The sequence below is a fragment of the Thioclava sp. FR2 genome, from assembly GCF_051200875.1.
Lineage (GTDB): Bacteria > Pseudomonadota > Alphaproteobacteria > Rhodobacterales > Rhodobacteraceae > Pseudotabrizicola.
Genome location: NZ_CP195192.1, coordinates 60,578 through 74,769, shown reverse-complemented (window position 1 = coordinate 74,769; position 14,192 = coordinate 60,578). Strand labels below are relative to the sequence as shown.

Annotated in this window: 14 protein-coding genes; 13 read left to right on the top strand and 1 reads right to left on the bottom strand. The window is 65.6% G+C overall.

What is annotated here, in order from left to right; all coding sequences use genetic code 11:
• The first annotated feature begins 1 nt into the window (after position 1).
• From ACSBLW_RS19650 to ACSBLW_RS19625, 6 genes are read left to right on the top strand one after another with little or no spacing between them, the layout of a single operon-like run.
• On the top strand, positions 2–652 hold the full coding sequence (locus ACSBLW_RS19650) for a virB8 family protein (RefSeq protein ID WP_435260241.1): 651 nt from the start codon (positions 2–4) through the stop codon (positions 650–652).
• On the top strand, positions 652–1,359 hold the full coding sequence (locus tag ACSBLW_RS19645) for a TrbG/VirB9 family P-type conjugative transfer protein (protein WP_435260189.1): 708 nt from the start codon (positions 652–654) through the stop codon (positions 1,357–1,359). Before ACSBLW_RS19650 ends, ACSBLW_RS19645 begins: the two co-directional genes overlap by 1 nt.
• On the top strand, positions 1,356–2,678 hold the full coding sequence (locus ACSBLW_RS19640; RefSeq protein WP_435260188.1) for a TrbI/VirB10 family protein: 1,323 nt from the start codon (positions 1,356–1,358) through the stop codon (positions 2,676–2,678). Before ACSBLW_RS19645 ends, ACSBLW_RS19640 begins: the two co-directional genes overlap by 4 nt.
• A gap of 1 nt (position 2,679) precedes the next feature.
• The gene (locus tag ACSBLW_RS19635) at positions 2,680–3,666 is read left to right on the top strand and encodes an ATPase, T2SS/T4P/T4SS family (RefSeq protein WP_435260187.1); all 987 of its coding nucleotides are present in this window, start codon (positions 2,680–2,682) and stop codon (positions 3,664–3,666) included.
• Positions 3,667–3,683: 17 nt separating this feature from the next.
• Positions 3,684–4,103, top strand: coding sequence for a hypothetical protein (locus ACSBLW_RS19630; protein ID WP_435260186.1), 420 nt, complete (start codon positions 3,684–3,686; stop codon positions 4,101–4,103).
• The gene (locus tag ACSBLW_RS19625) at positions 4,103–5,128 is read left to right on the top strand and encodes a type IV secretion system protein (RefSeq protein WP_435260185.1); all 1,026 of its coding nucleotides are present in this window, start codon (positions 4,103–4,105) and stop codon (positions 5,126–5,128) included. The genes ACSBLW_RS19630 and ACSBLW_RS19625 overlap by 1 nt, the downstream gene beginning before the upstream one ends.
• Before the next feature lie 329 nt (positions 5,129–5,457).
• On the opposite strand, the gene ACSBLW_RS19620 is transcribed toward ACSBLW_RS19625, so the two are convergent.
• Complete coding sequence (locus ACSBLW_RS19620; protein ID WP_435260184.1) at positions 5,458–5,898, bottom strand: RrF2 family transcriptional regulator; 441 nt, start codon at positions 5,896–5,898, stop codon at positions 5,458–5,460.
• 174 nt (positions 5,899–6,072) lie between these two features.
• Here ACSBLW_RS19620 and ACSBLW_RS19615 point away from each other — a divergent pair, with 174 nt between their 5' ends.
• The 7 genes from ACSBLW_RS19615 to ACSBLW_RS19585 are packed head-to-tail and all read left to right on the top strand — an operon-like array spanning position 6,073 to position 14,185.
• A complete protein-coding gene (locus ACSBLW_RS19615; RefSeq protein ID WP_435260183.1) occupies positions 6,073–6,498 on the top strand; it encodes a DUF2946 family protein in 426 nt (141 codons plus the stop codon).
• The gene (locus ACSBLW_RS19610; protein WP_435260182.1) at positions 6,498–8,684 is read left to right on the top strand and encodes a 4Fe-4S binding protein; all 2,187 of its coding nucleotides are present in this window, start codon (positions 6,498–6,500) and stop codon (positions 8,682–8,684) included. The genes ACSBLW_RS19615 and ACSBLW_RS19610 overlap by 1 nt, the downstream gene beginning before the upstream one ends.
• Entirely contained in the window at positions 8,677–10,620 is a 1,944-nt protein-coding gene (gene nosZ / locus ACSBLW_RS19605) for a TAT-dependent nitrous-oxide reductase (protein WP_435260181.1), read from the top strand. The genes ACSBLW_RS19610 and nosZ overlap by 8 nt, the downstream gene beginning before the upstream one ends.
• Positions 10,621–10,622: 2 nt before the next feature.
• Positions 10,623–11,960 carry a nitrous oxide reductase family maturation protein NosD gene (locus ACSBLW_RS19600; RefSeq protein ID WP_435260180.1) on the top strand — a complete coding sequence of 446 codons (1,338 nt, stop codon included), beginning with the start codon at positions 10,623–10,625 and terminating at the stop codon, positions 11,958–11,960.
• On the top strand, positions 11,935–12,822 hold the full coding sequence (locus ACSBLW_RS19595; protein ID WP_435260179.1) for an ABC transporter ATP-binding protein: 888 nt from the start codon (positions 11,935–11,937) through the stop codon (positions 12,820–12,822). Before ACSBLW_RS19600 ends, ACSBLW_RS19595 begins: the two co-directional genes overlap by 26 nt.
• Positions 12,819–13,640: an ABC transporter permease gene (locus ACSBLW_RS19590; RefSeq protein WP_435260178.1), complete on the top strand. Its 822-nt coding sequence runs from the start codon at positions 12,819–12,821 to the stop codon at positions 13,638–13,640. The genes ACSBLW_RS19595 and ACSBLW_RS19590 overlap by 4 nt, the downstream gene beginning before the upstream one ends.
• The gene (locus ACSBLW_RS19585) at positions 13,637–14,185 is read left to right on the top strand and encodes a nitrous oxide reductase accessory protein NosL (RefSeq protein ID WP_435260177.1); all 549 of its coding nucleotides are present in this window, start codon (positions 13,637–13,639) and stop codon (positions 14,183–14,185) included. The genes ACSBLW_RS19590 and ACSBLW_RS19585 overlap by 4 nt, the downstream gene beginning before the upstream one ends.
• The last annotated feature ends 7 nt before the right edge of the window (positions 14,186–14,192 follow it).

Below are 14,192 nucleotides of genomic sequence, written 5' to 3'. Positions count from 1 at the left end.
GATGGGAACGGGCATCGACACCATCGTCGAGGAGGAACTGGTCTATGGCGCGCTGCGGCGCGAGGAGACCTGGCGCAAGATCGGCATCGGCGGCGCGGTCTTCGGCGTATTGGGCTGCCTCTCGGCCGCCGCCGTCGCCCTCCTGATCGAAACCCCGCCCCCGGTCGTCGTGCCCTTCGATCCGGCGACCGGCCTCGCCCTGCCGAACGCAGCCGTCCAGACCGTGACGCTGGCCGAGCGCCCCGCCGTGATCGAGGCGCAGATCTACCGCTACATCACCGACCGCGAGACCTACAACCAGCTCGACAATGACCTCCGCGTGCGCCGGGTGCTCGCGCAATCGAAAGGCGCGGCCGAGGCCAGCATGCGCGCCACCTGGACCAGCGGGCAGGAGAGCTATCCACCGACGCGCTACGGGGCAGGGGCCGAGATGGCGGTGGAGATCGCCAGCATCACCCTCATCGGCGAGAACCGCGCGCAGGTGCGCCTGCGCAAACGCCTGACCGGACCGCAGGGCGTGCAGGACGGCGCCTTCACCGCCACGCTGATGTTCGAGTTCCACCCCGAGACCCCGCGCGTCCTCGACGAGGTCTGGCAGAACCCCTTCGGCTTCACCGTAACGCAATATGCCATCAGATCGGACCGCCCCTAATGACGACCCGCAATTCCCTTTCCAGCCTGCTGTGTGCCGCCGCAATCTCCCTGGGCATGCCCGCATGGGCTGAGACCACGCCCGGCCGCGGCACCCACGACAGCCGGGTCCGGATCGCGACCTGGGTCGATGGCCAGGTGTTCCGCGTCGTGACCAGCCTCACCCGCGTGACCACGGTCGAGTTCGGCGAGGGCGAGACCATCCGCTCGATCATCGCCGGCGACACGGTCGGCTTCCAGTTCGACGCGGTCCCGGGCGGCCGCGCCTTCGCGATCAAGCCCGTGGCCTCGGGCGTCGCCACCAACATCACCGTCTACACCAACCGGCGCTCCTACTATTTCCATGTCGTCGAGGCACGCGAGACCCCGCACTACGTCGTGCAGTTCCGCTACCCCGAAAGCCGCAGCGCGCCCCGGCAGGCGGTGGCGGCCGCCGCGCCAAATGCCAATTACGGCGCGAGCGAGCAGCGCGAGTTCACGCCACTCTCGGTCTGGGACGATGGCACCTTCACCTATTTCCGCTTCGCGCGGAACGCACCCGTTCCTGCGATCTTCCGCTACACGCGCGGCGCGGAGCGCGCGGTCAACAGCCAGGCGCAGGCGGATGGCGTGATCCGCGTCTCCGGGGTGAACCCTGAATGGGTGCTGCGCCTCGGCGACGAGGTGGTCTGCATCCAGGACCTCGGCGGCAGGGGAGCTGGCACATGAGCAACGAGCCCGACGATCTCGCGGCCCGCCTCGCCGCGCTCGAAGGTGCCGCTGGGAAGAAGGCGTCAGCCCGGCGTCCGTCCCCGGTCACGGCTCTGCTCGGCGTGCTCGGGATCGCGGGCCTGGGCGGTCTCGCCTATGCCGCGTTCCAGCCCGAGGCGTCAGCGCCGATGCCGACCGCCGCGCCAGCCGAGTTCCAGGACCAGGGGTCGGGCTTCGGCGACCTGGTGCCCGCTGTCCTGCCGGTCCGGACCCCGGAGCCGGCACCGGCGGACGCCGGACCGAGCGAGACCGAGCGCGCCCTGGCCGAAGCCCTTGCGGCCGTCCGGGAAGAACTCGATGCGCTCCTGGCCAAGGAGGCGGAGCCATCTTCCTCCGCCGCCGATGCCGCCATCTCCGATCTGACCGCGCAGATCGCGGCGCTGCAGGCGGCGGGCGAAGAGTCCCGCCGCGCCTTCGAGCGGCAGTTGACCGAGCGCGACCGGGCGCTGGAACAGATGCGCATGGATCTGGAACTGGCGCAGCTGCAACAGCCCGCACCGGCCGCGCTCGGGCCCACAGAGGAAGAGTTGCGCCTCGCCGAGCTCGAACGCCGCCGCGCGGCGGAAGCCGAGGCCCGCGCCGAACGCATCGCCTCACCGATGATCGCCTTCTCCGGCGCCGGCAACGGACCGCAGGGCGGGGCCATCGAGGCCCGGCTGAACGCCGACGAGGCCTTCGTCCGGGCCGGTGCGCAGGTCGCCGAGGTGACCCGCGCGGAGGTGATCGCCAACCCGTCCCACACCGTGCCGCAGGGCACGATGATCCAGGCGGTGACCGAGACCGCGCTCGACAGCAGCCTGCCCGGTGCGATCCGGGCCATCGTCTCCGAGGACGTGCATGCCTTCGACGGCTCGCGCATCCTGATCCCGCGCGGGTCGCGGCTCATCGGACGCTATCGCTCCGACGTGGCGCTGGCGCAGTCCCGGGTGATGGTGGCCTGGGACCGGATCATCCTGCCCGACAACCAGTCGGTCCAGATTAGCGCCTATGGCGGCGACGAACTCGGGCGGTCCGGCACGACCGGCTTCGTCGACACGCGCTTCGCCGAACGCTTCGGCTCGGCCGCGCTCATCTCTCTGATCGGCGCGCTCCCGGCGGCCGCGGCGGGCCAGATCGAGGACGAGGCGGCGGCGGATGTGGCAAGCGATGTCGGGTCCGATCTGCGCGACAGCACCCGGAGCGTCATGCAGGAGTACCTTGCGATCAAGCCGGTCATCCATGTCGACCAGGGCACGCGGATCACCGTCATGGTCGATCGCGATCTCGAGATCTTCTGACATGGCGACGAGCTACCTCGAAGCCTCGCTCGACGCGCTGGCGCCAGCCATTGGCCGTCCCGACGTCATCGAGATCTGCATCAATCCCGACGGCAGCACCTGGGGCGAGTTCCATGGCGACCATTTCATGTCCGCGCTCGGCACGCCCCTGAGCCAGACCGCCATCAAGGATCTCGGCAACCAGATCGCCTCGGCCGCGGGCACGACGCTCAGCCAGAAGAAACCCATCATCTCGGTCAGCATCCTCTACCGGGACCGCCCGATCCGCGCCCAGGTGATCCAGCCGCCTGCCGTCGAAGGCGGTTTTTCGATCTCGCTGCGGTTCTTCTCACGCCTGCCACTGGAGGAGATCAAGCTCGCCTATCTCTTCGACCAGGAAACCAGCCTCGAGGCGCTGCGGCGCGAGCGGAACCTCGCCCTGCGCGAGGTCGTGGCTTCGGGCGAGATCGACGCGGCGCTGGCCTTCTGCGTGCAGAACAAGCTCAACATGATCGTCTCGGGCGGGACCTCGACCGGCAAGACCGTCGCGGCCCGGAAGATCCTCTCCCTCGTCCCGGACGCGGAGCGGATCGTCACCATCGAGGAGGCGGCGGAACTGCGCCCCAGACAACCGAACGCGGTGACGTTGATCTCGGATCGGGAAAGCGACACGCGCGGCGCCGACCAGCTCCTGACCTCGACCTTGCGGATGCGCCCCGACCGGATCGTGCTGGGTGAGGTTCGGGGCAAGGAGGCGATGACCTTCCTCGAGGCGATCAACACAGGCCATGGCGGCTCGCTCACCACGCTCCACGCGGAAACCCCGCAGCTCGCCGTGAGACGGCTTGCCATCGCCGCGCTGAAGACCGATCTGCCCCTGACCTACGCCGACATGATCCGCTACATCGAAGGCTCGATCGACGTCATCATCCAGGCCGGCCGCCACCAGGGCGCGCGCGGCATCACCGAATTCTACCTGCCCGGCCAGACCGAAGACCCGGGTCAGTGACCATCAAAGGATACCCCATGCGCCTTTCCAACATTGCCATCCTTATCGTTTTTGGCGCCGGTCCGGTTTTGGCCGAGGGCGCGCCCGACGTGTCAAACGACCTCACGGTCGACATGGCGCCGCAGCAGTACCGCATCTGCAACGATCGTCCCGCGCGGCCCGCCTGGATGGATGAGTTGCATCCGCGTGAAGCCTACAAGGCGCTGACGATGATGGATCTCTACGAGTTGAGGGCTTGGGAGCGGATTGCCGAGACAGAGGATTGCTCTTGCGAAACGCGCTTCCCGGGATGGGATGAGGTTTCAGTGGAATACGCCGAGCGGTTTGCCACCAGCTCCAATGCTGAACATACGCAGGCCCAGCTTCAAATCCGCCGGGAACGCAATGACATCCGCCAAGTCGTTCAGGACATCTGTGAAGCCCAAGGCAACTGGTAATGGGCGTCGTCAGCTGGATGGTCGGAACGGCGGACGCCTTCCTCGCCGATGCCGCGGAGTCCCAGTTCGGGGCGGTCGCAGGCAATATCGGCGCGATCGTCCTGCTGATGGTCACCCTGTCGGCCATCGGCCTCTTCATCAACATGGCCTTCCAGTACCGCAGCATGGATGGCGCGAGCTTCTTCTGGTACCTCATGAAGCTGATGCTGGTCGGGCTCTTCGCCTTCAACTGGGTGCAGTTCAATGCGGTCGCCAACGCGGTGATTGGCGGCTTGGATTACGTCGCAGGCGCGCTCGTTTCGTCAGTTGGCGGAAGTGGGGCGGGCGCCACGCACTTCGCTGGCGAGTTTGACAATCTGATCGAACGATTTGCCGACTATCTGAACGCCATAGGCAGCAACCTGAACTGGATGACCGGCGCGATCCTCGGTGGGATCGGCCTCGTGCTCCTGAGCCTCCTCGGCTTCATGACCGGCATCGTCCTGATCTTCGCCAAGATGATGCTGACCCTCATGCTTGGGCTCGCCCCGGTCATGATCGCGCTCTCGCTCTTCGATGCGACGAAAGACTTCTTCCACCGTTGGGTCTCGACCACCGTCAGCTATGCCTTCTACCCCGTCGTCATCGCCGCGATGTTCTCGACCGTGGTCGGCATGGCCAACGCGCTCCTGGCCCAGCTCGGCGATCCTGGCTCCGCGACGAATATCGGCTCGCTCATCCCGTTCTTCGTGATGGTGTTCCTAGCAAAGGGTTTCGTGGCAGCCACGCCGCTGATCGTGCGGGGGCTATCAGGGAATCTTATGTTGGCGGCTGCGCCCGCCTTTGTCGCTGGATCGACTGGGATGATACGCGGTTTCTTCAATACCGCCGGCGTCAAGGGCAGGTCGCGGATCGGCGCATTGACCACTGGGGAGGTAATCGGGCGAGGCGTTGCGCAAAGTCCTGCGGCTGTGAGGGCTGCGGCAACATCCGCAAGCGTTCAGCTAGTCAGTATATCAGAGAGAGCAAAGAGGTTGGTCCAGTGATGGACGGTGGAGATTTCGTTATAGTCTCAATGAGTTGCAGGGCGTCTTATGCAGCGCATGTTCAGTTTCTGATCGCGTGACTTCGCGCTGTGTCGCGGGCATTACGGCGCGTTCGCCCAGACCCTAAAAAAGTTGCGATACAGTGAGGTCGATTCGGTGGTGTCCTTCGCGCAAAAGCGGATTCCGTAAGCCCTGTTCGCCTCGTCGGCGCTGCCGTGCCAGTGATCTGGAATGGCAGAGCAGTAAGCACCATGCGGCAGCCGATACACTGGCTCGTCTGGAAGCGGACGGGCACTGTCTGTGACCCGGTGTTCGTGAACGGGCGTCCTTTAGGTCAGGTGAGGATCGGAGTATGGAATTGGAAAATTCGAGCCATCGACGATGATATCGGAGAGGCTGTAGCGGTCAAAGACCTCAAGCATCGCCTCGATGGCACTGTCAAGGATGCGGGGCAGGTGGCATGAGCGCGTAATCAGGCATTTGTTGTCTGCGCGGAAGCATTCGACCAGCGCGAAGTCCGGCTCGGTTGCCCTGATGACTCTACCGAGGTTGATCGCCTCTGGCGGTGCCGCCAGACGGAAGCCGCCCGATCGTCCGCGCTGAGCCTCGAGCAAGCCTTCATGCGTCAGGGTCCGAACCACCTTTTTCAGATGTGGCGCAGAAATTCCGTAGATTGCCGCGGCTTCCTCGATGGTCACGTTGTTGCCGTCCCTGCTCGCCGCAAGGATCAGGATGCGCAAGGCATAGTCGGAAAATTTCGTCAGTCGCATGGTCGACACCTCCTGATGTGGCAAGTGTCGGTGACCCGGGGTTGCCCATTTCGAATGACTACCTTCCAAAAGGGTCATCTTGTTTGATCCTGATCAACGCGCCTTCCCGCGCGGGATGAGACAAGGCCCTCAGAAAAGGGTGATTTGAAATCTCCTTAATATCGGAAAAATGGAATGTCCGGAACTGGCCCACACAAGATGCACGCATGCCTTGCGAACCTGCGCAAGGTTCTCTGCAGCGTTGTTGTGGTGCTCGCGGTTCTGGGACTGGTTGCGCAAGTCGCCCAACCCGGCCGCGCCCACGCGGGTGAAAGCGTTCATGGGTTCGAGATCGTCATCTGCTCCGGCGACGGGGCGAAAAAGATTACGGTCGATCAAGAGGGCAATCCCATCGAGGCGCCTGGCGAAGCGGTCTGCGATTGCGGCTGTGCTGTATGTCCATCTTCCGGTGGCGTTTTCCTGATTCATGAAGCCGCTGCCCTCGAGCCTTCGATGTCCTTTGCGGCCGCCGTTCCATGCACCTTGAAATCGACAAACCGCGCCCGTGAACGCGGGCGGTTGCCGGTCCCGCGCGGGCCCCCGACCGAGAAAGAAGCCTGATGTTCCTGTTCCGAAGCCTCCTTCGCATCCTGTTCCTGCTTGCCGCAATGGCCGCGCCCGCATCCGCGCAGAGTCCGGTTCTCGGCCAGTTCCTCGGCGAAGTTTCCCCTTCCGAGCTTATCGAAGGCGCAGACGCCTTCGGCCCGATCCGTGACGATCTGCCGGTCGTCCCCGTCCAGAGCGGCGGCGAAACCGTGGGCTGGGCATTCGTCACGTCGGATTTTGTCGGCACGACCGGCTATTCCGGCAAACCCATCCACGTGATGGTCGCCATCGGACAGGATGCCGTGCTGCGCGCGGTCCGCCTGGTCAAGCATTCCGAACCCATCGTCCTGATCGGCATTCCCGAGGCCAAGGTGCAGGCGCTGACCGCCTCATACGCCGGTCTGGACATCGCGGCCGAAGCGGCGGCCGGCGGTGTCGCGCATGATCTCAACATCATTTCCGGCGCGACGGTCACGATCATGGTCATCGACGACTCGGTCGTCCGGTCCTCGATCCGGGTGGCGCGCACCCTGGGTCTGGGTGGGCTCGCCCCCGAAACCGCGCCCGAGGGGCCGAAATACGCGATCAATGCCGAGGCGACCGCGGCAGGCGACTGGCAGACGCTGGTCGGGGACGGCACGATCCGGCGCCTGTCGCTGGATGTCGGACAGGTGAACCGCGCCTTTGAACAGGTTGAAGACCCGCGCGCGGCGGCGCGTCCCATTGCCGGGGCGGAAGACGACACGTTCATCGATCTCTACGCCACGCTTGTCTCGATCCCCGGGATCACCGACGCGCTACTCGAACCGGCCGAGGGCCAGAACCTGCGCGACTGGCTGGCCGAGGGCGAGCACGCTCTGCTGGTCGCCGGTCGTGGGCAGTATTCCTTCAAGGGCTCGGGCTATGTCCGTGGCGGTATCTTCGACCGCATCCAGCTGATCCAGGGCGATATCTCGGTGCGCTTCCGCGACCGCGACCACCGCCGGGTGGGCGCCATCGTCACCGATGGAGTGCCGACCCTGTCCGAGATGGACCTGTTCCGCATTCCCGCCGACATCGGCTTCGATCCGACCGAGCCATTCCGCCTGCAACTTCTGGTCCAGCGCGATGTGGGTGCCATCGAGCGTGTCTATACCACCTTCGAGATGGGCTGGCAGCCACCCGCCGCCTTTCTGGAACCGATCACACCCGAACCCGCGCCCGCCGCAGCGATCGCGCCCGAGCCGGACGAGGCCACCGCCAAGACGGCGCTCTGGCAGCGCATCTGGCGTGACAAGACGGTGGAGATCGCCGTTCTGGCGGTGATGCTCGCGGTTCTGACGGTCGTGTTCTTCTTCCAGGACCTCGTCACGCGCTCGGCCCGGGCCACGCTCTGGTTCCGCATGGGTTTCCTGACGGTCACGCTGGTTTTCCTCGGCTGGTATGCCAACGCGCAACTGTCGGTCGTGAACCTGATGGCGCTGGCCAATTCGCTGGCGAACGACTTTACATGGGAAGCGTTCCTGCTGGATCCGCTGACCTTCATCCTGTGGTTCTCGGTCGCTGCCGCGCTGATCTTCTGGGGGCGCGGCGCCTATTGCGGCTGGCTCTGCCCGTTCGGCGCGCTCCAGGAGCTCTCGAACCGCATCGCGAAAATCTTCAAGGTGCCGCAATGGGAATTGCCCTGGGGTCTTCATGAACGCCTGTGGGCGGTGAAGTACATGCTCTTCCTGGGGCTGTTCGGCGTCTCCCTCGCCTCCATCGAACAGGCCGAGCATCTGGCCGAGGTCGAGCCGTTCAAGACCGCGATCGTGCTGAAGTTCGACCGCGCCTGGCCCTTCGTGTTGTATGCCGGTGTCTTGCTGTTCATCGGGCTCTTCGTCGAGCGGTTCTACTGCCGCTATCTCTGCCCGCTGGGCGCAGCCCTCGCAATTCCGGCCCGAATCCGGATGTTCGACTGGCTCAAGCGCTACCGCGAATGCGGCAATCCCTGCCAGACCTGTGCCAACGACTGCATGGTGCAAGCGATCCACCCGACCGGAGAGATCAACCCGAACGAGTGCCTGAACTGTCTGAACTGCCAGGTGCTCTACCGGTCGAAAACGAAATGCCCCGTCGTCCAGCGCCGCGAGAAACGCCGCGCGACAGCCTCGGCGAGCACCGAGGCGCTCGACAGGGTTCTGACCAATCACCCCAACAGAAAGGAGACTCGAAATGTCTGACAAAATGGGGAAAAGCGGCATCAGCCGGCGTGGCCTTCTGGGCGCGACGGCGGGAGGGGCCGCACTCGGCACGCTGGGCGTATCCGGCAGTGCCATGCTGGGCGGCGCAACGGGCGCGGCCTTGCTGGGATCGGCCACGCCGGCCCGGGCAGCAACCGAGGCCGGCCATGTCGCGCCGGGCGAACTGGACGAGTATTATGGCTTCTGGTCGTCTGGCCAGACCGGCGAGATGCGCATCCTCGGTATCCCCTCGATGCGCGAGCTGATGCGGGTGCCGGTGTTCAACATCTGCTCCGCCACTGGTTGGGGCATCACCAACGAGTCCAAGAAGATCCTGACCGAGGGCCTGACCCAGAAGACCAAGGACTACCTCGCTGCCAACGGCTTGGAATTCCCGCGTAATGGCGACCTGCACCACGTCCACATGTCTTTCACCGAGGGCAAGTACGACGGCCGGTTCCTGTTCATGAACGACAAGGCCAACACGCGCGTCGCGCGGGTCCGCTGCGACGTCATGAAATGCGACAAGATCATCGAGATTCCCAACGCCAAGGGCATCCACGGCCTGCGTCCGCAGAAATGGCCGCGCACCAACTACGTCTTTGCCAACGGTGAGGATGAGGCGCCCATGGTCAACGACGGACAGGTGCTCGACGATCCGTCGAAATACGTGAACTTCTACACCGCGATCAACGCCGACGACATGACCATCGCGTGGCAGGTGATGGTGACCGGCAACCTCGACAACACCGACGCGGATTACGATGGCAAGTATGCCTTCTCGACCTCCTACAACTCCGAGATGGGCATGAACCTCGCCGACATGACGGCGGCGGACATGGACCATGTCGTGGTCTACAACATCGCCGAGATCGAAAAGGGCATCGAGGCCGGCGACTTTGTCGAACTGAACGGCGTCAAGGTCATCGATGGGCGCAAGGGATCGGAAAAGAACTATGTCCGCTACATCCCGATCCCGAACAACCCGCATGGCTGCAACATGGCGCCGGACCGGGTGCACCTGTGCATCGGCGGCAAGCTGTCGCCAACGGTCAGCGTGATCGACGTGCGCAAGCTGGACGCGGTGTTCTACGACGGCGCCGAGCCGCGTTCGGCCGTGGTGGCGGAACCGGAACTGGGGCTCGGTCCGCTTCACACCTGCTTCGACGGCCAGGGCAACGCCTTCACGACGCTGTTCCTCGACAGCCAGGTGGTGAAGTGGAACATCGAGAAGGCGGTGCAGGCCTATGCCGGAGAAAGCGTCGATCCGATCATCTCGAAGACCGACGTGCACTACCAGCCGGGCCACAACTCGACCGCCGAGGGCGAGACACTGGATGCCGCGCCGAAATACTACATCTCGATGAACAAGTTCTCGAAGGACCGTTTCATCAATGTCGGCCCGCTCAAGCCCGAGAACGAGCAGCTCTTCGTCATCGACGGCGACAACCTGACGCTCATCCATGACGGACCGACCTTCGCCGAACCGCACGACTCGATCCTGGTGCACCGGTCCAAGGTCAGTCCGCTGCATGCCTGGAACCGCGACGACCCGATGTGGGAAGACGCGCGCCAGCAGGCCACGGCGGACGGCGTCGACCTAGACTGGGGCCATGACGAAATCATCCGCGACGGTAACAAGGTGCGGGTCTATATGTCCTCGGTCGCGCCGCAGTTCAGCCTTGAGAAGTTTACCGTCAAGCAGGGCGACGAAGTGACGGTGTATGTCACCAACATGGACGACATCGACGACCTGACGCACGGCTTCACCATGGGCAACCACGGCGTCGCGATGGAGGTCGGGCCGCAGCAGACGGCCTCTGTGACCTTCACGGCGGCGCAGCCGGGCGTCTACTGGTACTATTGCCAGTGGTTCTGCCACGCGCTCCACATGGAGATGCGCGGCCGGATGTTCGTCGAACCGCAAGGCGCCTGACCATGAAGCGTATCCGGCTCCTCCTTGTCGCCTGCCTGGCCGCCCTCGCGGTCCAGGCGGCGGCGGAAACGCGGACGGTAGCGCCCGCGCCGGGTGCGCTTGCTGCCGCCGTCGCCGGGGCCAACCCCGGCGACGTGCTGATCCTGATGCCGGGCCTGCACCATGGCCCGGTGTCCATCGACCTTCCGCTGACCCTTGAAGGCCACGACGGCGCCATCCTCGAAGGCAACGGAACGGGCAGCGTCGTTTCCGTGAGCGGCGACGGCGCGGTGATCCGCAACCTGACGATCCGTGGCTCGGGCAATGACGGCGCAGAAATCGATTCAGGCGTAAAGCTCGAACGGACGGCCACGAACGCGCTTGTCGAAAACAACCGCCTGACCGGCAACCTGCACGGCATTACCGTGCACGGCGCGCGCGACAGTATCGTGCGCGGAAACCGGATCGAAGGCCGCCGCGATCGGCGGGTGAACGACCGGGGCAACGGCATCTACGTCTGGAACGCACCCGGCACGCTGGTCGAGGGCAACGAGGTGGTCTGGGGCCGCGACGGGATCTTTGCCAACGCATCGAAAGACAACACCTTTCGCAACAACACCTTCCGCGACCTGCGCTTTGCCGTACATTACATGTACACGAACAATTCCCAGGTCATCGGCAACATCTCCCTGGGCAATACCTTGGGGTTTGCCCTGATGTTCTCGAACCGGATCGAGGTGCGGGACAACCTGTCGCTGGGCGACCGCACGCATGGCATCATGCTGAACTACGCCAACAACGCGCAGGTCACTGGCAACCTGGTGCGCGGCGGCACGCATGAAAAGTGCACCTTCATCTACAACGCGCACAAGAACCGGATCGCGGGCAACCGCTTCGAGGGATGCGAGATCGGCATTCACTTCACCGCCGGGTCCGAGCGCAACCAGATCACCGGCAATGCCTTCGTCGGCAACCGCCACCAGGTGAAATACGTCGGAACCCGGCACATGGAATGGAGCGCGGAAGGCCGCGGAAATTTCTGGTCGGACCACCCGGCTTTCGATCTGGACGGCGACGGGATCGCGGACGGTGCCTTCCGGCCGAACGACCTGATGGACCACATCCTGTGGTCGCAGCCTTCGGCCAAGCTGCTGCTGGGCTCGCCCGCCGTGCAACTGGTGCGCTGGAGCCAGGCCGCCTTTCCAGCGACCCTGCCGGGCGGCGTGCTGGACAGCGCGCCGCTGATGACGGCGCCCGAGATCGCGGTGCCAGCCGACATCGCGGCGCTGGAGGCCGATGCGCTGGCCCGCGCCGGAGACATTGAGGAGATGAGCGATGCTGACCTGCTCTCGGGTCACTAGGACTTTTGGCGCCGTCGAGGCGCTGCGGGATGTCAGCCTTGCGGTGGCCGAAGGCGAGCGCGTTGCGCTGCTGGGTCACAACGGGGCGGGCAAGTCGACCCTAATGAAGACCATCCTCGGCCTGATCCCGGCGACCTCGGGCGAGATCCGTGTGGCGGGCGCCGCGCCCGGCGACCGCGCCGCGCGCGAGGCCACGGCCTATCTGCCGGAAAACGCGGCCTTTCACTCGGCCCTGACCGGGCGCGAGCAGATCGCGCTGTACCTGCGGTTGCGCGGCGAACCCGCGTCGAAGGCTGGCGCCCTGCTGGAACGGGTCGGGCTGGAGCAGGCCGCCGACCGCCGGATCGGCACCTATTCCAAGGGGATGCGGCAGCGCGTCGGGCTGGCGCAGGCGCTGATCGGACGGCCGCGGCTGATGGTGCTGGACGAACCGACCAGCGGCCTCGACCCCGTCTCGCGGCGCGAATTCTACGCCATCCTCGCCGAGCTGGCGCGGGACGGCACGGCGATCCTGCTGTCCTCGCATGCCCTGACCGAGGTCGAGGCGCGCACCGACCGCATCGCCATCCTGTCGAAGGGGCGGCTGGTGGCCAACGACACGCTTGCGAATCTGCGACGCGAGGCCGGACTGCCGATCCACATCCAGGTGGCCGCCCGGCCCGAGACGGTGGGCGACGTGGCCCGGCGGCTGGATGGCACCCGCGTCAACGGCGTGCGGGTCGACCTGACCTGCGCGCATGGCGACAAGCTGTCCCGCCTCGGCCAGATCGCCGGTCTCGGCGGCATGATCGAGGACGTCGAGGTGATCCCGCCGAGCCTCGAAGACCTGTACACCCATTTCAGCCGGAGGTCAGATCAATGACCCGTGTGATGGCCGGGGCCGGATCCGAGATCCGTATCGCGATGCGCAACCGCTGGGTCGCGATCGCGGTCACGATGATGGCGCTCTTTGCGCTTGTCCTGTCGGCGGCGGGCAGCGCGCCGACAGGACAGATCGGCGCCGACAAGCTGTCGGTCACGGTCGCGAGCCTCACCTCTCTCGCCGTGTACCTCGTTCCGCTTCTCGCGCTGCTGATGTCCTTCGACGCGGTGGCGGGTGAGATCGAGCGGGGCACGCTGCCGCTGATCCTGACCTATCCCGTCAGCCGGGGCGAGATCCTTGCAGGCAAATTCCTCGCGCATCTGGCGGTTCTGGGCATCGCCCTTCTGGCCGGCTACGGCATGGCCGCCGTGGCGGCCTTCGCTTTCGATCCCGGGGCGGCGGCGGGTCTGCCCGCGCTTGTGCGGCTGCTGCTGTCCTCCCTATTGCTGGGCGCGGCTTTCCTCGGGGCGGGCTATGCCGTCTCGGCGGTGTCGCGCCGCCCGGGCGCGGCCGCCGGCGCGGCCATCGGGCTGTGGCTGGTCTTCGTCGTTCTTTACGATCTCGGACTGCTGGCCGCCGTGGTCGCCGATGGCGGCGGACCCTTCACCACGCGGGTCTTTCCGTGGCTTCTGCTTGCGAACCCGGCCGACGCCTTTCGGCTTTACAACCTCGCCGCCTCCGGGGCGTCGGGCGCGGCGGCGGGCGTCGCAGGCGCGGCGCAGACCATTCCGCCGGCCTTGGCGCTGTCCTTGCTGCTGGTCTGGGCGGCGGGCGGTTTTGCCCTTGCCCTGCTCGCCTTCCGGAGGGTGCGGCCATGACCCGCCTCATTGCTCTCGCGCTTGTCGCTCTCGTGCTTTCGGGCTGTAAGGAAGAGGTGGCCGAACGGCCGTTGCCCGTCACCATGACCGCCGAGGCCGTGGGCCATTACTGCCAGATGGACCTGCTGGAACATCCCGGCCCCAAGGCGCAGGTCCATCTGGCGGGTCTGCCCGATCCGCTGTTCTTCAGCCAGGTGCGCGACGCGATCGCCTACCAGCGGATGCCCGAGCAAAGCCATGCCATCGCCGCGATCTATGTCAGCGACATGGGCGCCGCCCCCAGCTGGGAGGCGCCCGGCGCCGACAACTGGATCTCCGCCGAGACTGCCGTTTACGTAGTTGGCGCCACCGTCGCGGGCGGCATGGGGGCGCCCGAGCTGATCCCCTTTGCCGATCGCGCCGCTGCCGAGGATTTTGTCGCCCGAAACGGCGGCGAGATCCTGTCGCTGCTCTCGGTGCCAGACGAGACGGTGCTGGCCCCGGTCGAGTTCAGGCTCGACGACGAGGGCAATTTCATCCCGCCCGAGGGGGCGGCCATCGACTAGGAGACCA

Excerpts from the sequence above, each read along its gene's own strand:
- ACSBLW_RS19615 (WP_435260183.1), top strand. The coding sequence starts at position 6,073 with ATGTCCGGAACTGGCCCACACAAGATGCACGCATGCCTTGCGAACCTG.
- ACSBLW_RS19610 (WP_435260182.1), top strand. The coding sequence starts at position 6,498 with ATGTTCCTGTTCCGAAGCCTCCTTCGCATCCTGTTCCTGCTTGCCGCA.
- ACSBLW_RS19585 (WP_435260177.1), top strand. The coding sequence starts at position 13,637 with ATGACCCGCCTCATTGCTCTCGCGCTTGTCGCTCTCGTGCTTTCGGGC.
- nosZ (WP_435260181.1), top strand. The coding sequence starts at position 8,677 with ATGTCTGACAAAATGGGGAAAAGCGGCATCAGCCGGCGTGGCCTTCTG.
- ACSBLW_RS19590 (WP_435260178.1), top strand. The coding sequence starts at position 12,819 with ATGACCCGTGTGATGGCCGGGGCCGGATCCGAGATCCGTATCGCGATG.
- ACSBLW_RS19630 (WP_435260186.1), top strand. The coding sequence starts at position 3,684 with ATGCGCCTTTCCAACATTGCCATCCTTATCGTTTTTGGCGCCGGTCCG.
- ACSBLW_RS19640 (WP_435260188.1), top strand. The coding sequence starts at position 1,356 with ATGAGCAACGAGCCCGACGATCTCGCGGCCCGCCTCGCCGCGCTCGAA.
- ACSBLW_RS19600 (WP_435260180.1), top strand. The coding sequence starts at position 10,623 with ATGAAGCGTATCCGGCTCCTCCTTGTCGCCTGCCTGGCCGCCCTCGCG.
- ACSBLW_RS19635 (WP_435260187.1), top strand. The coding sequence starts at position 2,680 with ATGGCGACGAGCTACCTCGAAGCCTCGCTCGACGCGCTGGCGCCAGCC.
- ACSBLW_RS19620 (WP_435260184.1), bottom strand. The coding sequence starts at position 5,898 with ATGCGACTGACGAAATTTTCCGACTATGCCTTGCGCATCCTGATCCTT.
- ACSBLW_RS19625 (WP_435260185.1), top strand. The coding sequence starts at position 4,103 with ATGGGCGTCGTCAGCTGGATGGTCGGAACGGCGGACGCCTTCCTCGCC.
- ACSBLW_RS19650 (WP_435260241.1), top strand. The coding sequence starts at position 2 with ATGGGAACGGGCATCGACACCATCGTCGAGGAGGAACTGGTCTATGGC.
- ACSBLW_RS19595 (WP_435260179.1), top strand. The coding sequence starts at position 11,935 with ATGCTGACCTGCTCTCGGGTCACTAGGACTTTTGGCGCCGTCGAGGCG.
- ACSBLW_RS19645 (WP_435260189.1), top strand. The coding sequence starts at position 652 with ATGACGACCCGCAATTCCCTTTCCAGCCTGCTGTGTGCCGCCGCAATC.